23 protein-coding genes are annotated in these 24,136 nt (G+C 58.2%); 4 read left to right on the top strand and 19 right to left on the bottom strand.

All coding sequences use genetic code 11. The features are described from left to right. Nucleotides 1-227 precede the first annotated feature (227 nt). The 6 genes from FVV99_RS14130 to rpoE form a co-directional block, all read right to left on the bottom strand. Nucleotides 228-1,655: a DegQ family serine endoprotease gene (locus FVV99_RS14130; protein ID WP_148254725.1), complete on the bottom strand. Its 1,428-nt coding sequence runs from the start codon at nucleotides 1,653-1,655 to the stop codon at nucleotides 228-230. 27 nt (nucleotides 1,656-1,682) lie between these two features. Next, entirely contained in the window at nucleotides 1,683-2,213 is a 531-nt protein-coding gene (locus tag FVV99_RS14125) for a SoxR reducing system RseC family protein (RefSeq protein WP_161599004.1), read from the bottom strand. An 18-nt stretch (nucleotides 2,214-2,231) separates the two neighbouring features. Further along, nucleotides 2,232-3,242, bottom strand: a complete 1,011-nt coding sequence (locus FVV99_RS14120; RefSeq protein WP_236645418.1) for a MucB/RseB C-terminal domain-containing protein — start codon at nucleotides 3,240-3,242, stop codon at nucleotides 2,232-2,234. Then, on the bottom strand, nucleotides 3,242-3,985 hold the full coding sequence (locus FVV99_RS14115) for a sigma-E factor negative regulatory protein (RefSeq protein ID WP_148254723.1): 744 nt from the start codon (nucleotides 3,983-3,985) through the stop codon (nucleotides 3,242-3,244). The genes FVV99_RS14120 and FVV99_RS14115 overlap by 1 nt, the downstream gene beginning before the upstream one ends. 74 nt (nucleotides 3,986-4,059) lie before the next feature. Further along, nucleotides 4,060-4,206, bottom strand: a complete 147-nt coding sequence (locus tag FVV99_RS18550) for a hypothetical protein (RefSeq protein WP_161599003.1) — start codon at nucleotides 4,204-4,206, stop codon at nucleotides 4,060-4,062. Beyond that, the gene (rpoE, locus tag FVV99_RS14110) at nucleotides 4,199-4,804 is read right to left on the bottom strand and encodes an RNA polymerase sigma factor RpoE (protein ID WP_148254722.1); all 606 of its coding nucleotides are present in this window, start codon (nucleotides 4,802-4,804) and stop codon (nucleotides 4,199-4,201) included. Before rpoE ends, FVV99_RS18550 begins: the two co-directional genes overlap by 8 nt. Before the next feature lie 306 nt (nucleotides 4,805-5,110). On the opposite strand from rpoE, the gene FVV99_RS14105 reads away from it, so the two are divergent. Further along, nucleotides 5,111-6,187 (top strand): 3-deoxy-7-phosphoheptulonate synthase, encoded by a 1,077-nt coding sequence (locus tag FVV99_RS14105; protein WP_148254721.1) that lies wholly within the window; start codon nucleotides 5,111-5,113, stop codon nucleotides 6,185-6,187. Nucleotides 6,188-6,242: 55 nt separating this feature from the next. Here FVV99_RS14105 and dinG read toward each other — a convergent pair whose 3' ends face one another. Both dinG and rhlB read right to left on the bottom strand, forming a co-directional pair. Then, on the bottom strand, nucleotides 6,243-8,390 hold the full coding sequence (gene dinG / locus FVV99_RS14100) for an ATP-dependent DNA helicase DinG (RefSeq protein ID WP_148254720.1): 2,148 nt from the start codon (nucleotides 8,388-8,390) through the stop codon (nucleotides 6,243-6,245). A 20-nt stretch (nucleotides 8,391-8,410) separates the two neighbouring features. Next, on the bottom strand, nucleotides 8,411-9,697 hold the full coding sequence (gene rhlB / locus FVV99_RS14095) for an ATP-dependent RNA helicase RhlB (RefSeq protein WP_148254719.1): 1,287 nt from the start codon (nucleotides 9,695-9,697) through the stop codon (nucleotides 8,411-8,413). Between the two features lie 188 nt (nucleotides 9,698-9,885). Here rhlB and FVV99_RS14090 point away from each other — a divergent pair, with 188 nt between their 5' ends. Next, on the top strand, nucleotides 9,886-10,152 hold the full coding sequence (locus FVV99_RS14090) for a hypothetical protein (RefSeq protein WP_148254718.1): 267 nt from the start codon (nucleotides 9,886-9,888) through the stop codon (nucleotides 10,150-10,152). Between the two features lie 8 nt (nucleotides 10,153-10,160). Beyond that, entirely contained in the window at nucleotides 10,161-10,976 is an 816-nt protein-coding gene (xthA, locus tag FVV99_RS14085; RefSeq protein WP_148254820.1) for an exodeoxyribonuclease III, read from the top strand. Between the two features lie 145 nt (nucleotides 10,977-11,121). On the opposite strand, the gene FVV99_RS14080 is transcribed toward xthA, so the two are convergent. The 6 genes from FVV99_RS14080 to FVV99_RS14055 all read right to left on the bottom strand — a co-directional run bounded on the left by FVV99_RS14080 (nucleotide 11,122) and on the right by FVV99_RS14055 (nucleotide 16,561). After that, nucleotides 11,122-12,033, bottom strand: coding sequence for a TonB family protein (locus tag FVV99_RS14080; RefSeq protein WP_236645417.1), 912 nt, complete (start codon nucleotides 12,031-12,033; stop codon nucleotides 11,122-11,124). Then, complete coding sequence (locus FVV99_RS14075) at nucleotides 12,033-12,440, bottom strand: ExbD/TolR family protein (RefSeq protein WP_148254716.1); 408 nt, start codon at nucleotides 12,438-12,440, stop codon at nucleotides 12,033-12,035. Before FVV99_RS14075 ends, FVV99_RS14080 begins: the two co-directional genes overlap by 1 nt. Further along, nucleotides 12,433-12,987 carry a MotA/TolQ/ExbB proton channel family protein gene (locus FVV99_RS14070; RefSeq protein WP_148254715.1) on the bottom strand — a complete coding sequence of 185 codons (555 nt, stop codon included), beginning with the start codon at nucleotides 12,985-12,987 and terminating at the stop codon, nucleotides 12,433-12,435. Before FVV99_RS14070 ends, FVV99_RS14075 begins: the two co-directional genes overlap by 8 nt. Then, a complete protein-coding gene (locus FVV99_RS18825) occupies nucleotides 12,968-14,671 on the bottom strand; it encodes a DUF3450 family protein (RefSeq protein ID WP_161599002.1) in 1,704 nt (567 codons plus the stop codon). The genes FVV99_RS14070 and FVV99_RS18825 overlap by 20 nt, the downstream gene beginning before the upstream one ends. Before the next feature lie 202 nt (nucleotides 14,672-14,873). Continuing rightward, nucleotides 14,874-15,812, bottom strand: a complete 939-nt coding sequence (locus FVV99_RS14060; RefSeq protein WP_148254713.1) for an electron transfer flavoprotein subunit alpha/FixB family protein — start codon at nucleotides 15,810-15,812, stop codon at nucleotides 14,874-14,876. Further along, a complete protein-coding gene (locus FVV99_RS14055) occupies nucleotides 15,809-16,561 on the bottom strand; it encodes an electron transfer flavoprotein subunit beta/FixA family protein (protein ID WP_148254712.1) in 753 nt (250 codons plus the stop codon). Before FVV99_RS14055 ends, FVV99_RS14060 begins: the two co-directional genes overlap by 4 nt. A 499-nt stretch (nucleotides 16,562-17,060) precedes the next feature. On the opposite strand from FVV99_RS14055, the gene FVV99_RS14050 reads away from it, so the two are divergent. Continuing rightward, on the top strand, nucleotides 17,061-18,728 hold the full coding sequence (locus tag FVV99_RS14050; RefSeq protein ID WP_148254711.1) for an electron transfer flavoprotein-ubiquinone oxidoreductase: 1,668 nt from the start codon (nucleotides 17,061-17,063) through the stop codon (nucleotides 18,726-18,728). A 123-nt stretch (nucleotides 18,729-18,851) separates the two neighbouring features. Here the strand turns inward: FVV99_RS14050 and FVV99_RS14045 are convergent, their stop codons facing one another. The 5 genes from FVV99_RS14045 to tmk all read right to left on the bottom strand — a co-directional run bounded on the left by FVV99_RS14045 (nucleotide 18,852) and on the right by tmk (nucleotide 24,126). Next, complete coding sequence (locus tag FVV99_RS14045) at nucleotides 18,852-21,038, bottom strand: ATP-dependent helicase (RefSeq protein WP_148254710.1); 2,187 nt, start codon at nucleotides 21,036-21,038, stop codon at nucleotides 18,852-18,854. Next, nucleotides 21,035-21,583 (bottom strand): DUF1285 domain-containing protein, encoded by a 549-nt coding sequence (locus FVV99_RS14040; RefSeq protein WP_148254709.1) that lies wholly within the window; start codon nucleotides 21,581-21,583, stop codon nucleotides 21,035-21,037. Before FVV99_RS14040 ends, FVV99_RS14045 begins: the two co-directional genes overlap by 4 nt. Before the next feature lie 5 nt (nucleotides 21,584-21,588). Beyond that, nucleotides 21,589-22,416: a TatD family hydrolase gene (locus tag FVV99_RS14035; protein WP_148254708.1), complete on the bottom strand. Its 828-nt coding sequence runs from the start codon at nucleotides 22,414-22,416 to the stop codon at nucleotides 21,589-21,591. Between the two features lie 61 nt (nucleotides 22,417-22,477). Beyond that, entirely contained in the window at nucleotides 22,478-23,482 is a 1,005-nt protein-coding gene (locus FVV99_RS14030) for a DNA polymerase III subunit delta' (protein ID WP_148254707.1), read from the bottom strand. After that, nucleotides 23,473-24,126 (bottom strand): dTMP kinase, encoded by a 654-nt coding sequence (gene tmk, locus FVV99_RS14025; RefSeq protein ID WP_148254706.1) that lies wholly within the window; start codon nucleotides 24,124-24,126, stop codon nucleotides 23,473-23,475. The genes FVV99_RS14030 and tmk overlap by 10 nt, the downstream gene beginning before the upstream one ends. Nucleotides 24,127-24,136: the final 10 nt, after the last annotated feature.

The following is a 24,136-nucleotide window of genomic DNA, read 5'->3' as shown; positions in this document are numbered from 1 at the left end:
TCATTTCCAGAGCGCGAGAAAGAGGTTGCACGCATTGTACCGGCATGCGCCTGACAGGAACAGCAACCATCGAACCGAAGTCGTCTTATCTCCCCGAATGCCACAGAGCGACATGTCTCTGCTTGATTCGGGTAGAGATGGATTCGGGGCCGCTGACGGCCCCGAACATGGTTTCTATCGTCGAGTGAAACAACCTGGTATAGGGTTGTTTCACCCGGGTCGAGGGATCACTCGTTCCCGAGACGAAGCGCCACGAACAAGGAGCGTCCATCACGATACAGGCGTACCGGGACGGCCCGATCGGTGTCCACGGAATCGATGATCTCGACCAGACGACGTGGAGAATCGACCGTCTGCCGGTCTACCGAGACGATGACATCGCCGGCACGAATACCCGCTGCGGCCGCCGCTCCGCCGGATTCGACTCGGCGCACCTGCACCCCGCCATCGATGTCCAACTGTTCGCGTTGACGTGGATCCAGTTCACTGACGGAAATGCCGATACGCGCCTGGCTGTCACTATCGGACTGCCCCATGGCGCTACCGCTCTGCTCACTATCCGGCCAGTCGCCGACGGTAACGGCCTCGGTGCGTCGTTCACCGTCACGCAACAGGGTCAGTTCGACCTCGGTCCCCGGGGAGACACGGCCGATCAAGCGTGGCAGTTTATTGGAGGCTTCCACCTTTTCTCCATCGACCTCGAGGATGACGTCACCGGCACGCAATCCGCTCTCGGCGGCAGGGCCATCAGGATCGAGATCCGCAATCAAGGCACCGCTCGGCCCCTCCATACCAAAGGACTCCGCGAGATCCTTGGATACCGGCTGAATCACGACACCCAACCAGCCACGGCTGACATGGCCGTCTTCACGTAACTGATCGGCGATATCCATCGCCACGTCGATGGGAATGGCGAACGATAGTCCCATGAACCCGCCGCTACGCGTGAAGATCTGCGAATTGATACCGACGACTTCACCGTCGAGGTTGAACAGCGGCCCCCCCGAGTTACCAGGATTGATGGCAACATCGGTCTGAATGAAAGGCACGTAGGCGTCGCTGGGCAGGGTCCGGTTGATGGCACTGACGATACCTGCCGTCACCGAATGGTCAAAGCCGAAGGGAGACCCTATCGCCGCGACCCATTCACCAACCTGAAGGTCCTCGGAGTCACCTATGGCGAGGACCGGCAAGGACTCGTCGTCCTCGACCTTCAACAGGGCAACATCGGTCTTGGTATCAGCACCGACCAGCTCCGCTTCCAGTTCCCGGCGGTCATTTAGACTGACCACGATCTCATCGGCGTCCTTGACGACGTGTGCATTGGTCAAGATATAGCCATCCTCGCTGATCACGAAGCCGGATCCCAACGACTGGCGCTGCTGCTCCCGTCCTCGATCACTGCCGGGAGGCATCGGAATCTGGTCGCCAAAGAAGCGACGAAAGATTTCGGGGATCTCTTGACCACCGGGCCCTTGGAACTGAGAGCCTTGGGCCGAGATGGTACGCGTCGTGGAAATGTTGACTACCCCCGGGGCGGCATCCTCGACCAATTCGGTGAAATCGGGTAAGTCACGGGCATTAGCGGATTGCCAGGCAAATAGCATGACCAGCAGCCATACCCCCAGGAAAAGATGTCTAGTTTTGCGTTCCATGAGAACTCCTGCGAAAGCGTCAAAGTGTTAACGTGTATCACCCTTGCTCATGCCCTCGATACTCGTTAAGCGGGTATCGACAATCTCGTTGTTATCGTTCGAAACCAGGATCTCCATCAGTCGGGGGCGATAGAGGCCGGCCCAACGACGTGCCAGCCAGTGGGACACACCGAAACCGGCCAACAACCCCGCACCAAAAGCCATGGGTACACTACCTTGGTAAGACGGCCAGGCCATTTCCGCCACGCTTCCAGCCACGAGCGATAGACACAGCGGTAGACCATAGACGAGCAGTGCCCCATTGAGCACGCGTTTCGAATCGATACCGATACGAACGCTATCACCCACTCGCAGTGGACGGTCGGCCAGGATAGCCAGGCGCCGCTCCGCTGGTCGCCGCCAAGCTGAAAGCAAGCCGGCACCACAGCCCTGACGAGACTGACATCGCTGACATCCGCCAGCCGGAACCACCGCCACCCAAGCCCCCCCGGAGAAGGGGGCGACGACTCGAGCGGTCTCGATCAGTAATGAGTCATCGGGTAAAGCGTCTCTGTCCATCGTCATCACGCACTACAATCAATCAACGGTATCGTTGCTGTCGTCATCCGAGCGCCACTCGATTTGCTCCACCACCTGAAGTAGTACCCGCGGGGGGAGCTCACCCATGGCCATGACCTGCCTGGGCTGATCATCGACGTCGATATGGCGTACAGCGGCATAGGAAATCCCCAAACGGTGCATGCCTGGTGACAAGGAGGGGGTCCCCGCTTCCAGCGGCTCGACGAAGACACTCAAGGTGGACAAACCATCACTGAACAGACGATGCCTGATACCATCGTCATCGTGGTCGCGGGTCATCGCGATCGGTTGGGGAGCGTACCCATTGGGTAACCAGCCCGGCTCCCAGTCGGTTTCCGGTGAAGTGCGAAGCTCGTCGAGCTGGATGCGTCCATCGTAAAGCGTGGGCCGTTCGAGTCCTGTCAACTGAAAGGTTTCCAGCACACGGCCATCATGACGAACCAGCATCTGCTTCAGAGGCAAGGCGGTGGCGTAATCCAGCCATAGGCGGTGCCCATACCGCATGCTGTCCAATGGTTCGATATCCAGGCGCACTGACTTGCGGCCAGCAATCCGTTCTTCTTCTCCCAAGGTCAGGCGATAGTGTTCGCGGACATGGTCCATCGTTACGGACGGCGATGCCGGCACGTCCTTGTCAGGTTCGGTCCAGCCGGCACGACCTATACGGCCACGTCGTTCATAGACCATCTGGGGGCCATCGAGGAAGCGGGCCACTTCGCGCTCGATGCCATCCTGAATGTCATGGGAAAGTGCCAGGGTCCTGACGCCATCACTACTGATGCGGACAGCACTCGCCTGAAGCGTGTAACAATGCTTGGCCCATAGGCTTCGCTCGAACCATTGTGCCGCCGTCTCGGGGGACGACTGGCCATCCAGAACGCGGCAATCGAACCCTTCCGCATCCCATGCATCGCTCAAGGAGGTGTCGGCTGCCGACGCAATCAATGGCAAGGCGGCAATACACATGCCAACGACCCAGGCGCTGCCATTCTGCATCCTGCGACGCATCAACGCCGTCCCAGTGGCTCATTTCCCGATGCCCGCAGCAACGGCATCCAAGTATCCCCGCTGCGGTAGGCCGATCCTTCAGCATGGCGATCGAGATAGGACTGAAGCAAACGCGCCTGCTCCTGATCCCGTACCTGGGAATCGCTGGCATTGGGAGCCATGAACATCGGCATTTCCGATGAGGCCCCGACAGTCATGACTCCCTGAGAGGTACCAGAAGACTGGAATAACGGCAGTGCGGAGAGCGATCCCTCGAGGCCATTGCCCACTCGGATATCGCCACCATTCGAAGCAACGGACGCAGGTTGGGCGCCATTGCTCGCATTGACGCTCTGGCCATCGGAGCTTCCATCGGAACGACTGGCGACACTTGGTTGGCTACTGTCGGATGCGGGATCGAATGCCGTGTTGTAATAGTGAGCGCCGGTAATGACCATCAACGAAACAGCCGCGGCTATAGCCGCACTGCCGGCAAAGGAAAAGTGCCCCGAGCGTCGCTCGACGACATTATCAGGCTTGGGCGAAGGTTCTTCCGCTATTCTCGCCATGATGCCCGCCGACAGATCCGTCGTGACGTCGACCTCGCGATCGCGCTGCATGAGACTGCGAGCCAAGTGGTAACGCCGCCAGTGTTCTGCATCGTCGGGAGACTCGTCCAACACGTTCAGAACACGACGCAATTCGAGTTCATCTCCCTCATTGTCCATCAAGGCGGACAATGACTCCCGTGCACTATGCTTCATTACTCACACCCTCACACTCGATAGGACTCGATACCTGCTGCATCTCTATGTCGCTATTCAGTATCACAATCTCGTCAGAATCGCTTGCCGCTGACGATCACACCCAAACAGTCACTTCCTCTGACGCTTTCATCGCGCAACAGTTCAGCCAAATCATAAAACAGTTGATCAACGACGCGTCGAGACCATACCGGCACGCTATCCGGGACTCGTTCATTCATGAATCATGTCCTTCGATCGCGTCGTGGACAGCAGTGGCTGTATGGACTTATCGACCGCTTCACGGGCACGAAATATCCGCGAACGCACCGTCCCCACAGGACACTGCATGATTTGCGCAATATCCTCGTAGGATAGCCCGTCAAGCTCGCGCAACGTGATGGCCGTGCGCAGATCCTCGGGCAATTTCTCAATAGCCTCGTAAACGGCAGCTTCCAATTGATCCCGGGCGATCGCTGCCTCCGGCGTTTCCAGATCCGAGAGCCTGCCGCTGTGATCGACCACTTCGGCATCGACGATATCCAGATCGCTCCCTGGCGGCCTGCGCCCACGAGACACCAGGTAGTTCTTGGCGGTATTGATGGCAATACGATACATCCAGGTATAGAAGGCGCTTTCCGAACGGAACTTGCCAAGCGCACGGTAAGCCTTGATGAAAGCCTCCTGAGCTACATCGTGAACTTCGGAGGGATCGTGCACATAACGTCCCACCAAGGCGATGATCTTGTGCTGGTACTTCTTGACCAATAAATCAAAAGCTCGGTTATCGCCCTTCTGAGCACGCTCGACAAGTTGCTGGTCGGTCTCCCTGACGCTCATTCATACCCCCCCGAGACGCGGGAGCGGCTGGGACGGCTCAGGCGGCAGGGCCGACCTGCCAAGGATCACACGAAACGAGGAGTTCATAATTAACAACCTAGGGAACAAGTGGCGTCCGTTGATGGCATGGGGTAAGTGTTCCTGTTTCTTGGCATTCCATCAAGCCAGTAATTCTGACGTCAACGATCCGCTGTGACCGTAACGCTATGCTTGAGTTCCCGCACGAGATTGATTTTTTCACCCTCGAAGCGCCATAGTAGACGCTCCCGATTCACTCACGACGTCATTTTCGTCACAGGTAGCGCCATGTCTCAGCAGCAGGTCAACAACCTCAACGTGCTCGCTCAGGATGTACTCATCACGCCTGAAGCTTTGAAACAAGAAATCCCTCTTACCAGCGCCGCCGAACACACTGTTGTCGAAGGCCGCGAAACCATCAAGCGTATCCTGGACGGACAGGATCCACGCCTGCTGGTCGTGGCTGGCCCTTGTTCGATCCATGATGTCGATGCAGCACTCGACTATGCTCGCCGGCTCCGGCGGTTGGCGGATGAGGTAAAGGATAGCCTTTACATCGTCATGCGCGTCTACTTCGAAAAACCCCGCACGACCGTTGGCTGGAAAGGCCTGATCAACGATCCGCATCTGAACGGTTCATTCGAGATCGAGGAAGGGCTCCACAAGGCGCGTAATCTCCTGGTCGAATTAGCGGAAATGGGATTACCTCTGGCCACTGAGGCGCTTGACCCCATTTCACCGCAATACCTGCAAGATTGCATCAGTTGGTCAGCCATCGGCGCCCGAACGACCGAATCCCAGACACATCGGGAGATGGCTTCTGGCCTTTCCTCACCGGTCGGTTTCAAGAATGGCACCGACGGCAGTCTCGATGTCGCGGTCAACGCGCTGAAATCCGTGGCACATCCACACAACTTCCTGGGTATTGACCAGGCCGGTCAAGTGGCGATCATTCGCACGCGAGGCAACGCTTACGGCCACGTCGTATTGCGCGGTGGCAATGGCAAGCCAAATTACGACAGTGTCAGCGTGGCACTGGCCGAACAAGAGCTCAAGAAAGCCGGCGTACAAGCCAACATCATGATCGACTGCTCCCATGCCAACTCCAACAAGGACCCTGCCTTGCAGCCATTGGTCATGGAGAACGTGACTAACCAGATCCTGGAAGGCAATCGCTCCATTATCGGCTTGATGGTCGAGTCACATATCGGCTGGGGCAGTCAATCGATTCCGGATGACCGCAGCCAGCTGAAATACGGCGTATCGATTACCGATGCCTGTATCGACTGGGACACGACGGTCCAGGCGTTCACGCAAATGAACGAGAAACTGCGATCGACTCTGAAGAGCCGTCGCAACGACTGATACCGTTCATCGGGCCCATGCGGGCCCGACCTCTCCATTTCCTACGACACGATATTCACGCTGCTCCGCCATCGATCTCGCGCCGGAATGGCGGCAAGGAATCCAGCAATGCCTGGCCGTATCGTCGCGTCAAGACGCGTCGATCCAGCAGCGTGATGCGCCCACTATCGTTCTCTTTGCGTATCAAACGGCCACATGCCTGAACCAGTTTGACAGACGCATCCGGCACGGCAATGCGCATAAAGGGATTGCCGCCATTGCTTTCGATCCATTCCGCCAACGTGGCACCGACCGGATCGTCCGGAACCGCGAATGGCAACCGGGTAATCACGACATGAGTCAAATAATCCCCCGGCAAATCGATCCCTTCAGCAAAGCTGGCCAAACCAAAGATGATACTGCCTTGACCAGCATCTACCCGCTTGCGATGGCGATCCATCAACTCGCGCTTGGGTAGCCGATCCTGGGTCAGCACTCGTTCTGCGATTGGTTTGGGTATCGACCGTCCCACGGCACGCATCTGGGCACGTGACGAAAACAGCATGAGGACGGCTTCGGATGCATCGAGATGCTTGACGAAGTCGATGATCGCTTGCTCATGCGCTTCTCTGTCACCAGGATCCACCGCTTCCAGAGGCACGCTCAGTACGGCACGAGCGTAGTCGAATGAACTGGGCAAACGTTGATACCGGTAGCGATTGGCCAACCCTGCACGCTCCTGCAATCGCTCGAAACGGCCGAGTGCCGTCAACGTTGCGGAAGTTACGACAGCACCGTGACATGCCCCCCAAAGTGTACGTGCCAGCGTCTGTGCCGCCGAGACTGGACTGGCGGATAACGTCAGTTCGGGATCGCCCTGAACCCGCTCGAACGTCAACCAGCGTGCTCTGGGTGGTTCTTCAGGATCGTCTTCCTCGCTCATGGCCTGCCACAAGGCATGCCCCTCCACTGCGCGGCCATGCAACAGTGCCATCAAGGGCAACCAGGGCTCTGCTTGCTCTTTCGACAACCCGGTCTGCTTGTCCGGATCCAGGCTTTCACGGAGAATATCGGCCATGGTTTCGAGATCACGGGACAGGTCAGCGAAGATCGTCGTCAGAACGGATGCCTGCTCACGCAGGGCAACCGGTACGCGCCCCAAGGCGAAACGATGATGACGGCTTTCCTCCTGTGAACCCCTGGGTAAGCCATCAGGCAGCTCGGCCAACTGGTGACCGAGAGAAAACACCTCCCCGAGACGAGGCTCCAGTGCGGCGATTGCCTCCGGTAACTTACCCAGCAATCTGGACAAGGTTGGCTGCCCCCCCAGAGCTACCTGCAAGTCGGTCAGCGACTTTTTCAGGGTCCGCAACCAGCGTAACGCACCATTGATGGCAAACCGGTGCGTAAAATGACCTACCGCTTTGTCAGGTAAGTGGTGCCCTTCATCGAAGACATATATGCAATCCGCCGGTTTCGGTAGTACCACGCCGCCACCCAATGCCAGATCGGACAGTACCAGGTCATGATTGGCGACGATGACATCCGCCTGGTCCATATCGCGTCGAGCACGAAAGAAAGCGCAGGCATTGAAATGACCGCAACGACGGTTGGTGCATTGCCGATGATCCGTCGTCAACCGTTTCCAGTCGGCATCAGGAATCGCAGATGGCCAGCTGTCGCGATCGCCTTCCCAGGATCCATCGCCATATGCATCGGCCAACTGTCTGGCGAGATCCTGGAAATAATCGCCGGTACCGGCATCCAATGCTTGATCAAACAGTGAGAGCGTAGGGTCCGCTTCGGCACCGTCAAGGACCTGGTCAAGCTTGGCGACACAGAGATAGCGTCCACGTCCCTTGGCCAGGGCATAACCGAACGTCAACCCGCTGTGTTCTTGCAGGGCTGGCAGGTCCTGATGCAGTACCTGCTCTTGCAGGGCGACGGTCGCACTGGAAATGATCAACCGCTTCCCGCGGGCTTTGGCCACCGGTAGTGCAGCTAACAGATAGGCCAGCGTTTTTCCGGTTCCCGTCCCTGCTTCGAGGACACAGACATGCTCATCGGACGTTCGCCGACCGGCCTCATCGGTCTCTATACCCGCCAAGGTGCGTGCGATCTCGGCGATCATCAGCCGCTGACCGTAACGCGGGACAAGATCCATCCCCTCCAGCACTTGGCGGTAGGCTGACTGAATCTCGCCCTTGAGGTCCTCATTGAGCATGCAGGGATCCGAAAGTGCGGTTAGAGAACACCTTCCGGCGGATGCTCGCAAGGGAGTTTGCCATCGATATAGCGCTCGATCTCAGGCAACGAGAACGCATCCTCTTCGCCGACGAAACTGATGGATACCCCCTTGGCGCCGGCACGACCGGTACGACCGATACGGTGCACGTAATCTTCGGGGTCTTCGGGCAACGTATAGTTGATGACATGACTGACATCGTCGATATGAATGCCTCGACCGGCGACATCCGTCGCTACCAGCACCTGGATTTCGCCCTCGCGGAACCGTTCAAGCGTCTTGATACGTTTCGACTGTGGCACATCGCCCGACAGCATCGCGACATTGATTCCGGCCTTGCGCAACAGTTCCTCGAGCTTCCTGACCAAGTCACGGCGGTTACCGAATACCATGACACGATCGAACGCTTCCTGTTGCAGCAAGTTGACCAGCAGCTTCTGCTTGTCGTCATCGCTCACCATGTAGACGCGTTGATCGATATCGGCCTGATTGTCGACCGTGACCTCGATGTCGACGTGGGTCGCCTCATGCGTCCACTGACTCGCCAGATTGAGGATGTCCTGCGTGAACGTTGCCGAAAAGAGGAACGTCTGGCGTTCTTCCTTGTTGGGCGTATGTCGAATGATGCGTTTCACGTCGGGAATGAACCCCATCGACAGCATGCGATCCGCTTCATCGAGCACCAACACTTCGACCTCGCTCAGGTCGACATCGCGTTTTTGCTGGAAGTCCAATAGACGTCCCGGAGTCGCGACGAGAATATCCAGTTTCCTGGCAAGCTGATCACGCTGCTTCTGATAGTCCATACCTCCCACGACACTAGCGACGTTGAGCGAGGTAAAGCGTGCCAGCGCTTTTGCATCCTTCTCGATCTGCAACGCCAACTCACGTGTCGGAGCGATGATCAAGGCGCGGGGTGCCCCCGATTTCTGGCCATCCGGCACTGGCTCTTCAAGGAAGTAGGCCAGGATAGAGATCAGAAACGCCGCCGTTTTGCCGGTACCGGTCTGGGCCTTGCCCACGACATCACCACCGAGCAGGGTATGCGTCAGTGCCTCTGCCTGAATCGGCGTGCAGTATTCGAACCCCAACGCGTGGATGGCACGCATCACAGGCAGCGGCAAATCGAAGTCGTGAAAGCGCCACTTACCGGCCACGGCCGGTACCTGAAACTGACGCAGATCCCAATTGGATTGAGAGCGACGTGGCTTACGACGACGACGTTTGGGTTTCCGGTTCTGATTCTGGTTCTGGGCCGGTGCCGGGGTCTTGTCCGACTCGCTCATGCTATATTTCTGCCCCATATTCAGTGAATGTGACGTTCCTTGTGGACGCCGGAGTCATACGTGAACATGCCCATTGTACCAGTCCTTGATCGCCAGGGCCCGCCCGGGAGCGTTGTTATCGTAGATCTGTCTATTCCTGCCCCCGGGCTGATAACATTCCCATACCGAACCCAAGGATTCATGACACCATGACGAGGAAGAAGAAGACTCGCTCTCTGGCCGACAAGGTGCAGATTCGCACCGGCCGACGCAAGGATTACAAGAAGTGGCGCCACGAGAACCCGGAGCAGGTCGCGCCCTCACGGCGTTTCGTGCAGAAGAAACGTCAGCAACGTAAGCTCCAGGCTGCCCGTAAATTGGCGCGTCAGCAGCAAGGACAGCCTCTGGAGGTTCACCCGAGCCACGATGCAGGCGACAACAAGTCTTCTGACGACTCCTCCCAAAGCGATGACTAGGACGCATGATGCGACTGATCTCTTTCAACATCAATGGACTCAGGGCTCGCCTTCATCAACTCGAAGCGATCATCGACAAGCATCGACCTTTCCTGATCGGCCTTCAGGAAACCAAGGTCCAGAATGACGATTTCCCTCGAGAGGCCATTGAGGCACTCGGTTACCATGTCCACTTTCATGGACAGAAAGGGCATTATGGTGTCGCGATCCTGAGTCTCGTTGCACCGGAGAGCGTATTCCGCGGCTATCCCGACGACGGTGATGAGGCTCAAAGACGCATGATTGGCGCCCGTTTCCGACTGGCTAACGGTGAGCCGATGACTGTCTGGAATGGTTATTTTCCGCAAGGGGAAAATATCGATCACCCCATCAAGTTTCCTCACAAGGAACAATTCTATAACCAACTTTCACGATTACTCGAAACATCGCATCACCCCGATGAACACCTTGCGGTCATGGGCGATTTCAATATCTCTCCCGCAGACAATGACATCGGTATCGGTGACGCCAATCGCAAGCGCTGGCTACGTGAAGGGAAAACCAGTTTCCAACCCATAGAACGGGAATGGCTGGGACGAATCAAGGATTGGGGACTCAATGACAGCTACCGTTTGTGCTACCCCGATGTCGATGACCGCTTCAGTTGGTTCGACTATCGCTCACGAGGCTTTGAACGTGACCCCAAGCGCGGCTTGCGTATCGATCATATCCTGGTCACCCGACGACTGGCCGAAAAGGTCGTCGATGCAGGTATCGATTACGAGTTGCGAAGTATGGAGAAACCTTCCGACCACACACCTGTCTGGACAGAGGTGACCGATTAGTCGAACTCAGGGGTCGCTACTCTGGCTGGGAAATACCTGAGCTCGTCCAGACGGTGTGGACCATCGGCTCGTAATGCCTCCCTCGGGACGCCTTCGCCGGTTTGAGACCTGGCTGGTCATCGCCCGTCGATGTTTCAGACAGAGCTTAACGTAACTGAAATTCCATGCGCTGGGTCGCCCGCCGTGATTCGCCAGCGGAAGAAAACTGCCAATCAGCGATCGCTTTACGTGCCGCCCGGTCGAATACATTGCGCGGCTGCCCGTCCACGACTTCGATGGACCCGGGATCGACACTACCATCGGGATTGATCGTAAAACGTACCTCGACGTAGCCTTCGAGCCCACGACGTTGCGCCCGTGCCGGATACTCCGGCGGCACCTGCTGAGTGGGTGTCGGCGACTCTTCGATCCCTTGATCGGCCTGCGCCGCTTGCGATGCCCCTTGCGGTGAGTCGCCTGCCTCGCGTGCATCAGCATCACTCACAGCGTCCATCAGGCCATCGGGCTCCGGTTCGGGCTCAGGCTCAGGCTCCGGTTCGGGTTCGGGTTCGGGTTCGGGTTCAGGCTCCGGTTCGGGTTCGGGTTCCGGTTCGGGTTCCGGTTCGGGTTCCGGTTCGGGTTCCGGTTCGGGTTCCGGTTCGGGTTCAGGCTCCGGTTCGGGTTCGGGTTCCGGTTCGGGTTCAGGCTCCGGTTCGGGTTCGGGCTCCGGTTCGGGCTCCGGTTCGGGCTCGGGTTCCGGTTCCGGTTCGGGCTCAGGCTCCGGTTCCCTCATAGTCACTGGACTCTCCAGTTGTGGAGGGATTTCCATCGGCTGCGGGGTCGGCTCAGGGGGCTCGGTTACGGCCTCGACGGGCTCGACTTCAGGCGGTTCCGACGTCTCGGCATCAGTATCGGCACGATTCGTCGTCTCGGCCTTAGGCGCCGCCGCCAGACTCATGGGCCTAGCCATTGTTATCTCTTCGCGATCTTCTTCGGGGGGAGCCACCAGCAACGCTAACAGGGTAAAGAGTAGCACTGCCAGCAGTATGCCCCCCACGACGGAGACCACGATGCGCATCAATTGGCTCCCCGGGTTGCAGCGACAGCAACATTGTCAACGCCCGATTCACGTAGGTGATCCATGACTTCGACAAGCAGACCCGTCGTCGATTGCCGGTCCGCCTGAACGACGACACTCCCCTCATCACTGACCAGCCCGGCCACCTTTTCACCGACGCGGTGCATGTCGACCGCTTCACCATCGACCCACACAGCGCCATTGGCATTGATGGCAACCATGACCTGCGCATCCGGACGAGGCGATGCTTCCGAGGACTCGGGCCGCTCGATTTCGATACCACTTTCCTTGACGAAGCTGGTCGTTACGATGAAGAAAATCAACATGATGAAGACCACATCAAGCATCGGCGTCAAATTGACTTCGCCGGCATCCTCGGCCTGCTGGTTCAAACGTCGTCTACGCATGCGATTTCTCCACGGCACGAGCCATTCGGTCGTGCAAACGTTGATCTTCACGACGAATCAGTTGTTCCAGGCGACTGATAAAAAGCAGCCCCAATACCGCAACGGCCATTCCTGTCAGAGTGGGGAGTGTCGCCCGTGCCACACCATCCGCCATGGCACGGGCTTGGCTGATTTCACTGACCGCCAGGCTATCGAAAACCGTGATCATGCCAGTGACCGTTCCCAGCAGACCAAGGAGTGGGCAGACACCCACCAGACATTTCAACCAGGGCAAGGGACGGCGTAAACGGGCTAGCAACTCACGTGCCCAGACCTCGCGGAGCGTCAAGGCACTCCAACTCGTATGGTCCACTCGTGCGACCCAACGATGAATCAAGGCGCGGCGGGCGCGGCGGTGCGTAATACGAACGTACCACCAACGCTCGAGTATCATGCTGAAAAGAACGGCTGCTACGAAGGCGATCAACCAAAGCACCGGCCCCCCCGCATTCAGCAGCCGTATCAGGGGGCCCAGAAGACCGTTCCAGTCAGACCAAGGCATGGGCATCCGTCGTCGTTTCCGCTGTCGCTTCCGTTATCCGGGTCTCGAGATGATTGGCCAGTACCGCACTGGAACGGCCTTCAAGGACACCGATCAGGCGACGGCTCCGACTCGACAAGGCTGTATGCGCGAACAGCAACGGTACGGCTGTAATGAGACCCAACACGGTGGTGACCAGCGCCTGGCTAATCCCCCCCGCCATCAACTGGGGATCACCGGTGCCATATACCGTGATCGACTGGAAAGTCACGATCATCCCCGTCACGGTCCCCAACAGACCCAGCAGTGGGGCAACGGCTGCCAGCAATTTCACCAGTGGCTGCCCACGTTCGAGCCTCGGTTGTTCGGCCAGCAATGCCTCATCGAGGCGGGCTTCCAATGCCTCAGGCGAATGTCCCGCCTGTAGCGACCTGAAGCGTTTCAACACACGTCCCAAGGGGTTGTCAGACCGCAATCGTTCAAGGTTACGCAATTGCCGACGCAGCAACATGCTGACCCGGAGTAAATAGAGATACTGTGCAAGTGCCACCAACAACCCCAGACCACCGAGCCCTACGATCACGTACCCGACGACACCGCCTTGCTGAAAACGCTCCAGGAGACTCGGCTGTTGGGCCAACGCTTCCAGTACTCGGCCATCGGAAGGGTCTAGCGGAACACGGTCACCTTCGCCGGAGAAGAATGCCTGGACTTGCTTGCTCGCGGTGGACGGCAAACCGTCGACGGCGCGAAAACGCGCCGTGTCTTGACGACCATCGGCATCGTCACTGAGTGACAACAGATCACCGCCGGCGACCGCTTGCACCCCACCCAGGCGCATGACGTCACGGCTGGCAATCTCACCAGAGTCATCGGCGACCTCGGCGGAAAAACGCCGTACCCGGCCACTTTCCTCCGCCAGAGAACGTAAGCCCGACAGCACCATTACTGCATCCACCGAACTGCCCCCCTGAGGTGACAGCCTTGGAGGCAAGGAAGCGCTGCCGCCATACAGCAACCAGTCACCTGTCAGTGAGTCACGCAAATCGCCAGCCACTTGCGCGGCGTGCGAAGACATGGAGTCGATATCCGACTGAGACAATAGGCGGTCACCGGTTGATGCGCTCAGCAGCTTGGCTGCCGTGGTATCGACCTCCACCCGTGGAGAGGGCGCCGTATCGATCGATAGTGGCAACGTCAACAACTCCGGAGCGCGCCGTTCACGCACCACCTGAATGGCCGTACGCAGCTCGGACAGATCATCACCCTCCAATGGCTGCCACGCCTGCTCGGAAACCTTCCATACCCCCGCTTTATTTCCGTCGGGTGTCAGGTAGTAAAGACCGATACGACCGACACGCAGGTAATCCACTTCACGCTGATCGTTACCAACCAGCAGTCCACGCCAGCTGTCCATTTCCCGACCATAGTCGAGCTCGCTTCGCCAAGCACTCAAGAGCCGCTGGTATAATCTCGGCGATGCGCCCGTGGTTTCCAGCTGTCGTTTGAGGGCATCAACACGCGCCTGACGCTCATCACGCAGAAACGGCATATCGGCCTCGACGAAGGTCTCCAGCGCTTCGACACTCTCGGTGAGTTCCAGCATCAAGGGGGACATCCAGGCCAGTGCAGTGATATCCACATACGGCCGGTCGTCCTCCTGAGCAACAGCGACACTCAGGCTCAGGCACCACAGGACTGCCACTGTCATTAGCCTCCAACACACAGTTGGCAGGCCCCCTCGTTTGCGACCGAACACTTGATTGTCTCCTGCCCGATGGACTCCGATATGGCCATGCATCTTGCCATAAAAGGATAAATTTTCAAACACTAATGGTTATCAATAATAGGCATAAAAAAAGACACCGCCTCCAGGAGCCGGTGTCTTGTGGCCGGGACAGGTTGCAATCAATTCATAGCTTGCTTTCCAGTTCCGGCAAGGCCTCGAACAGATCAGCGACGAGTCCATAGTCCGCCACCTGGAAAATCGGCGCTTCGTCATCCTTGTTGATGGCAACGATCACCTTGGAATCCTTCATGCCAGCCAAGTGCTGGATGGCACCGCTGATACCCACAGCAATATACAGCTCGGGCGCGACGATCTTGCCGGTCTGGCCGACTTGCATATCGTTGGGAACGAATCCCGCATCGACAGCCGCCCGCGACGCTCCGATCGCAGCTCCCAGCTTATCGGCAACGCCTTCGAGCAGTTTGAAGTTCTCTCCGTTACCCATGCCGCGGCCACCGGAGATCACGACTTTGGCACTACCCAGTTCAGGGCGATCACCAGTGGCCAGTTCCTCGCCAACGAACGCGGAAAGCGTGTTCTCGACCACCGTGTCCACGGCTTCGACGGACGCGCCATTGCCTTCACCGACGGCTTCGAAAGCGGTTGAGCGCACCGTGATCACCTTAAGGGCATCCTGACTTTGCACCGTAGCGATCGCATTGCCTGCATAGATCGGGCGCTTGAATGTGTCCGTCCCGTCTACGGCAATGATATCGGACAGTTGAGAAACATCCTGGCGCGCGGCGACTCGAGGCATGACATTCTTGCCCGTGGTCGAGGCGGCCGCCAGCACATGCGTATAGCCATCGACCAGCGCAAGGATGAGTTCACTGGTCGGCTCGGCCAACTGGTGTGCGTAGACGGCATGATCGGCGACGCGTACCTTGCTGACACCTTCCAGCTTGGCCGCCGCTTCTGCAACTGCCTGAACACCATCACCGATGACCAGCACATCGATGTCGCCGCCACCGGCTTGCTGGATCCGTTGGGCCGCTGCGACCACATGGGCAGTGGCACCGGCCAGTTGCCCTTCGTGATGCTCTGCAATGACCAGTATGCTCATGAGATCACCTTGGCTTCGTTCCTGAGTTTATCCACGAGTTCATCGACCGAATCCACCTTAATACCGCCTTGGCGCTCGGCCGGCGTTTCGACCTTGAGCACTTGCACCTGTGCGGTTGTCTCGACACCTAGATCCGACGGTGACTTGCTGTCGATCGTCTTTTTCTTCGCTTTCATGATATCGGGTAACTTGGCGTAACGCGGTTCGTTCAGCCGCAAGTCGGTCGTGATGACCGCCGGCAGCGAGAGCTCCAGGGTCTGAAGTCCTCCGTCGATTTCGCGAGTCACCCGTAACTTGCCGTCTTCGACATGGATTTCGGAGGCAAAGGTACCTTGTGATTGGCCGGTCAATGCAGCGAGCATCTGTCCGGTCTGGTTATTATCGGTATCGATGGCCTGCTTGCCGAGCAGCGTCAGCCCCGGCTGCTCATCTTCAACCACCTTGGCTAGCAGCTTTGCCGCCGCCAATGATTCGACCTTATCATCGGTCTCGATGTGAATGGCGCGATCGGCGCCTAGCGCCAATGCAGTACGCAACTGTTCCTGAGCGGCCTTGGGGCCGACGGTGACAGCAACGATTTCGCTGGCTATACCACGTTCCTTGAGCCGTACCGCCTCTTCAACGGCGATCTCGCAAAAGGGATTCATGGCCATTTTGACATTCGTGAGATCAACGTCCGAGTTATCCGCTTTGACGCGGATCTTGACGTTGTAATCGATGACGCGTTTGACCGCGACCAATACTTTCATGATGTCCTCGCTGGGTCAGTGAAAGCGAACCTTTATCGTTAAGAACCACGGCCTTTGACCTGAGCCAAGGCATTCAAGACTCCTGAACACTCATCAGAGCCACGATCTGTTGCTCGGTATCGCCGGGCGTTTCGCATTGGCTGGCACGACGTTTGTGCAAAACGCCGACTCCAGAATAGGTTGTCACCCCATCAGGCGATGTAATCTGCCACAGCTTGCCATCGACGACAAATCGCCCTGCCAACACGCGACTTTGGCTTGCGTATTTTGCATCCGTTATTATGGCTACCATGAGCATTGCCATTATGCAAACGACCGTTTAACTTCATACATGCCATTCTGGCTACTCAGTACGCTGGCAATCACGCACAATATCTCTCGCACACAGTAGCGACATAACCGAATACAGCCCCACATCATACGAATAAGCTGGCTGAAATGCACAGACCGAGTCAGGCCGTGAGAATGATGGACAGGCAATGATGAGAGGAGACAAGCGGTGGAACAGGTAGAACGGGAATCCATGGATTTCGATGTCGTCATCGTCGGGGCCGGTCCAGCCGGCCTTTCGGCCGCCTGCCGACTGATGCAGCAAGCCAACCAGAACGAACAGGAACTGAACGTCTGTGTCGTCGAGAAAGGCTCGGAAGTGGGCGCGCACATTCTCTCGGGCGCCGTTTTTGAACCCAGCGCGTTGAACGAGCTTTTTCCCGACTGGCAGGAACGCGGCGCGCCATTGACGACACCAGCGGTTCGCGATGAGCTCTACCTGCTCAAGGATGCCGAACGTGCGCAAAAGCTGCCCGATTTTCTGATACCGAAAACCATGCACAACACCGGCGGTGACCTGACTCGTTACGTCATCAGCGCTGGCAATCTATGCCGCTGGCTCGCCGAGCAGGCCGAAGAGTTGGGGGTCGATATCTTTCCAGGATTCGCGGCTCAGGAAGTCCTTCACGACGAAGACGGCACCGTCCGTGGCATCCTGACCGGCGACATGGGAGTCAACGCCGAGGGACAGCCCAAGGACGGGCACATGCCGGGCATGGAGTTACGGGCAAGATACACCCTGTTTGCCGAGGGCGCGCGCGGCCATCTAGGGAAGGGGCTGATTCAGCGTTTTCAGCTCGATGCCGGCAAGGATCCTCAGCACTATGGTATCGGTCTCAAGGAGCTTTGGGATGTGCCTGCCGAACGACATGAACCAGGACTGGTCTTGCACGGCTCCGGGTGGCCACTGGACCCAGATGCTCATGGCGGCTGGTTTCTCTATCATACCGACGATCAGCAGGTAGTGGTTGGCCTCATTCTGGATCTCTCCTACCAGAACCCTTATCTGTCGCCATTCGACGAGTTCCAGCGCATGAAGCACCACCCCTTGCTCAAACAGTATCTCGAAGACGGCCACCGTGTGGCCTATGGTGCTCGCGCCATTACCAAGGGAGGGCTGAACAGCCTGCCGAAGATGACGTTCCCCGGCGGTCTATTGATCGGTTGCGACGCCGGTACGCTCAATTTCGCCAAGATCAAGGGACTGCATACGGCCATGAAATCCGGTATGGTCGCTGCCGACACTGTGTTCGCAGCCATTGACGAAGGCGACGAGGGTGGACGCGAGCTCAGCACCTTTACGGATAACTGGCAGGCAAGCTGGGCTTATCGTGAACTCGAAGCCAGCCGCAGTTTCGGCCCGGCGATACACAAGTATGGCACCGTCGGCGGTGGAGCCTACAACTTTCTTGACCAATGGCTGGGTGGCAAGCTGCCCAATGTGCGCGACACGATTCCCGATCATGCGCAACTCAAACCGGCCGCCGAATGCCGAAAGATCGACTATCCCAAGCCCGATGGCAAGCTGTCATTCGACAAGCCCTCGTCGGTGTTCCTCTCCAATACCAATCACGAGGAAGACCAGCCGTGTCATCTCAAGCTGACGGAGCCGGAGCTACCCATTCGCGACAACCTGCCGACCTATGACGAACCTGCCCAACGTTACTGCCCGGTTGGCGTTTATGAGGTCGTTGAAGACGATGATGGTAACGCCCAATTCCAGATCAACTTCCAGAACTGCATTCACTGCAAGACCTGCGACATCAAGGATCCCGCCCAGAACATCACCTGGGTAGCCCCGGAAGGGGGCGGTGGGCCGAACTACCCCAACATGTAATTGATGTCACCCCGGGAATGAATCTGCGGTCTTTTCCCAGTACGAACACGACAGCGGCGATCATCGGGAGCGCCGCTTGTCGGCTCTGACGACCGCAGCGTTCGTCGACGTTTCAAACGTCATTCAAACACTCTCTTCAGCCACGATTTCCAGCGGCGATCGCTTGGCCACCAGGCGACGTCTTCCGGCATGTAGAAACCGGACCTCGATGACTGGATTGTCAGCGTCTCCTTCGACATGGTGAATCCACCCTTCCCCGAAGACGGCATGTCGCAAGCGCTGTCCCACTGCGAACGTAGGCTCGATCGATTCGCACGGATTCGCTTCGCTGACGGTTAGCGGCAGCGAGAGGCCAAGGGCATCAAGGTAGCGCCCAACAATCTCGGGCGACTGCACGGATATCGGCGCCTTCGGCGACCTCTGCAGAGCTTGCGCAACGCAGCGGCAATCCTGCCAGGCTGTCTCGGTCAGGAATCGGCTGGGGCGGTGTGCTCCACCATCATGCAGCATCAGCAGATGCTCCTTGGCTCGCGTCATCGCGACATAAAACAGGCGGCGTTCTTCTTCAAGGCGCTCATCCGTCAATGGAGTTTCTCGACTGAAGTGAGGAAAATCCTCTTCATTGGTTCCCGACAGTACCACTAGAGGCCATTCCAACCCCTTGGCCCCATGTACCGTCGTCACCAACACCCCCTGCGCCTGATTCGTGACCGGACGACGCAACAGGTCGATAAACACCCCCGGGTCTTCCTCATGCTCGCTAGCCTGCTCGATCAGGACATCCAGCAGACGCACGTCTTCCTCGCCTTTCTCGCGGCGCGCTGCGGCTCGCTTGAGCACGTTTTCGGCATCGAGCCTATCGAAGATATGGCGTAGCAACGCCGCCGGCGTCCAGGCCGACATCGCTGGCAAATCACACAATAGCTGCCAACGCCGTTTGAGATTGCGACGCTGAACCGGTTTCAAATCATTCAGCAAGGGGTGGTCTTGATCGGGCCAGCTCTGATGCGTGGCCAACCATTCAGCCACCTTCACGAGTCGCTCACGGGCCACGAAAGGCGTCGGTTGCTCCAGCAGCAATAGTATATGCGCTGGATCATGCAGTTGACTGCCATCACGGGCCAGCATCAGATAGCCCGCCAAGGCCTGCACCAAGGGAAGCTTGAAAACGAAGCGGTCGTCACGATTGAGGTGAAACGGAATCCCCGAGCGCAATAAAGTGAGCTGGACCGAGACCGAGAGTGCCCAACTGCGAACCAGAATGCACGCTTCGCCCAGTGACCGTCCCATCGCCTGCCATCGGCTCAAGATCTCGACGAGTGGCGTTTCCCCTTGATCCACCGCCAACTCGGTCGCAGACGTATCGGGGCCGGCGAGGCACAACTGGTCAGGCCGTCGTCGGTTGGCGGCAATGGCATGATTGGCAGCCAACGCCAGCGCATGCCCATGACGAAACGTCAGCGACAACGGGTAATCCTGAGCACGACCGAAGATGGCCGTGAAATTATCGAGCATGGCGTCAGGCCGAGCACCTCGCCACTCGTAAATGCACTGATTGGCATCGCCCACTGCCATGACAGAAGCGCGCCTGCCTGCCAACAGAGCCAGCAGACGCTGTTGAACGAGGTTGATGTCTTGATATTCGTCGATGATCACATGGTCGAGGAAACCTTGAACCCGGTCGCGAAGGGTACCATTGCCTTCCAGGACCCGTAGCGGCCGGTACAGCAAATCGGCATAGGTCATCACCCCGTACTGTTCGAGTAATGACTCGAAAGCCTCGAAGGCCGCGACGAAATGTTGCGTGCCGGCGCCGAAATCGAGTCGTTCATAAAGTGCATGAGGTGGCGACATTTCCGCTTTGACCAGTTCACAGAAATGCCCCAATGCTTCCAGACGTTCGCTCTCCAGCGCCTCATTGCGGGCCGATTCGTCCCCGTCCAGTACCTGCGTCACCGCTTGACGCAATAATCGTTCACGCTGCCAATCCGCCGTCAACAAATCGCGCGGCGACAGAGCTCCCCAGCGTGTTAGCGTACGCGTCAACCGATGACCGACCGAATGAAAGGTGCGGACATTGGGTAGTGCCTGCCCTGGGGTGGCCAGTTGATGCAGCTTGGCATCAAAATCTTCACGAGCCGCACGGTTGAACATCAACACCAGTAACCGTTCGGGCGAAGTCCCTCGTTCCAACAGATGCAGGACACGAGCCACCAGCGTCGTCGTCTTGCCGGCACCCGCCACGGCGGCGACGCGAGCATGTCCCTCAGAGTGCGCCACCACGGCCCGTTGCTGCTCCGTCAGCCTCACAACGATGCCCTATCGAGTCCGCCCAACGAATGCCAGTGGCCAGCGCTGGTTATCCCCAGTTCAATCCAGTCATCTGAAGCGCGCCGCTCAGCATGCTCGATCAAATGATAATAGACGTTACGATTGATGCGTGCCGTCAGACCGAAGCGTACCGGCACTTCCGGTATACATTCACCAGCCGGAGCCTGGCTGAGCATGAGCGGATGCGAGGCATCTAGCCGGACACGGTCCGCCATGTTGGTCGTCATGATCCAGTCATCGTCATGGGCACTCGCGTCAACGACCACAAACGGGCAATCCTCGACGCGGATCCGCCACTTTTCGACGGGGCTCACGAGATAATAGTCGCCATCGTCATCACGCCAGAGAAGCGTAGCCAGAAGCTGAGCCAGCCGAGGCCGTTCAATGGCCCTGCCCTCATGTACCCATTGTCCATCCGCCGTGATGCACAGATCCATATCGCCCAGAAACGGAGGGCGCCAATGGTCCAGAGGCGGAACCACACCAGGCTGTTCCAACGGGGCCAGAAACGCATCAAGCGACATGGGACTCAAACCAACCCTGCATTGGCCAGTGAATCATACACATCGGAAGGCGCTTGCGGTGCCGCGGCGCGGAATAGATGATAAAAATTCGCCGTGGTCTGCATAGCGACCTCATCGACGCTGATCCCTCGCTCAGCCGCAATGCACTCCGCCACCTCAACGACCCACTGCGGCTCATTGGGTATGCCACGATAGGGAACGGGAGCCAGATAGGGACTGTCGGTTTCTATCAATAATCGATCGAGAGGAAGGCGGCGCGCCAACTCACGTATCGATGTTGCATTACGAAACGTCACGATACCCGATAGTGAGATATAAAATCCCATGGAAACGGCTTCGCGTGCCATGTCGAGGTCTTCGGTAAAACAGTGCAATACACCGCCAACGGCCGGGTCGCTGTATTCACGCATCAAGGCCAGCGTGTCATCACGAGCATCACGTGTGTGCACGATAATGGGCAACTGGCACTCCGTTGCGGCGATCAGGTGCTGCTTGAAGCGGTCGAATTGCTGCTCCCTCGGAATAGCATCGTAATGATAGTCGAGTCCTGTCTCGCCAATGGCGACCGCCTGATACCGTTCGGCGCACTCGGCTATGGCTGACGCCTCCGGTTCACGGGGTACCGTATGCAAGGGATGGACCCCAGCGGAAATGACGACATCATCATGCTGCCGCGACATCTCAGCCAATGCCGGCACATCGTCGAGCGTGACGGCGATGGCCAGGAACTGACGGACGCGACGGGTTCGCGCCGCCTCCAGTGCAACGCCAATGTCGCCCCCGTGGGCCGTAAGATCGAGGCGATCGAGATGGCAGTGAGAATCGATGAACATGCAAACCTCTCGTGACATGATGACTGACTAGGAAACCGTGGCACCAACACGGATCCGGGCTTCAAGACCGCAGCAGCGATGACCAGCGAACCAGCCAAGCCTCCAGCACCAATTGCGCATTGGGATTGCCGCCGCGAGCCAACAGACGCCGCTGCTCGCGGGCAAAATCAAGCAAGCGGAACCAGTCGTGCACGCGACCGTTCTTGGCGGCTTGTCGGTACAGAGGTAGCAAATCGGGATTCGAGACCTGCTCACTATCGCCAGAGAGGCCCAACCGGATGAGATCCTCGAGCCAGGCGATACCGTACCACAATACCGATTCCACCGGTTGACTCGACAATCGAGCCGCTTCTGCTACCGGTTCAGCCCCGCGCACCAGCGCATCAAAAACGTCATGGAGTTGTTGACGCAGGCCTCTGGCCTCCGCATCGGCCAGTTCCGTTGCCAACAGAGGGAGCCCTCCGGCCACCTGCAACCAGAACCGGGCATCGTTCTCGTCCCCCAATCGATCAGCCAGCCAGGGAATGCAATCGTCTCGCACGGGAATGGTCATCCGCCACTGCTGACACCGCGAGCGGATCGTCGCCGGCAAGCGTGACGGTACATCGGAAAGCAGCAAGAACAGCGTACGCCCCCCAGGCTCCTCGAGACTCTTGAGCAACGCATTGGCCGCAGCGACATTCAACGCTTCCGCGGGCTGGATCAGAATGACCCGATACCCACCCTGCTGAGCTGTCTGGTGGGTGAAGTCACTGATTTCGCGAACGCTGTCGATACGGATCTGACGACTGGAGCCCAATGGAGTGACGCGCATCAAGTCGGGGTGATAACCGGATGCCAGCATGGCACAACCATGACAATGGCCACAGGCGAACTCCTCGGGCTGATGACATAAGGTCCGCGCCACTAGCGCATCCGCCAGTGCCTGTTTGCCGACGCCCTTCGGGCCGGTCAGGAGCAGGGCATGAGGTTGCCTCCCGGCGTTCTGCTGATCGACCAGACGTTGCCAAGGCAACTGTTGCCAAGGTAGTGGACGAAGCCGTATTGCCCGATCGTCTACTGCCATTTCGCCACCTGCCGTTGAAGCGTATCGATGATGGTACGCTGCACGTCCGCCAGCGGGCGGGCCGCATCGATGACAGCAAAACGGTCGGGGGCCGATGCGGCGCGTTCCAGATAGCTGGTGCGCACCGCATCGAAGAACGTCAGACGTTCACGCTCGAAACGGTCAGGCTGCTCGCCTGTGCCGTCAAGGCGTGCACGTAGGCGTTGCTGTGCAGCGTCGACCGGCATATCAAGCAGTAGCGTCAGGTCCGGCGTCAGCTCGCGCTGGACGAATGTCTCCAGCATGGCGATACGTGTCGTCGAAATGCCTCGTCCCCCCCCCTGATAGGCAAACGTCGCATCGGTAAAACGATCGCATACCACCCATGCACCGCGCTCCAGTGCCGGTCGCACCTTGACGGCCAGATGCTGTGCGCGAGCCGCGAATATCAGCAACAATTCGGCATCATCATCCAGTGGCTCATCCTGGCCAGGATCCAGTAGCAACTCGCGAATCGCTTCTGCACGCGGCGTTCCGCCGGGCTCTCGCGTACGGACCACCTCGATGCCCTGGGTCTCAAGCCATCGACACATGGCATCGATGTTGGATGTCTTACCGACGCCTTCGCTCCCTTCTACGGTGATGAAACGACCGTGTGCGTTCATGGCTCTCCCA

The sequence above is a fragment of the Aidingimonas lacisalsi genome (genome assembly GCF_008079445.1).
In the GTDB taxonomy this organism is placed as follows: Bacteria; Pseudomonadota; Gammaproteobacteria; order Pseudomonadales; family Halomonadaceae; genus Aidingimonas; species Aidingimonas lacisalsi.
Note: the sequence above shows the minus strand (reverse complement) of the source record. Positions and strands in the feature narration are given on the sequence as shown.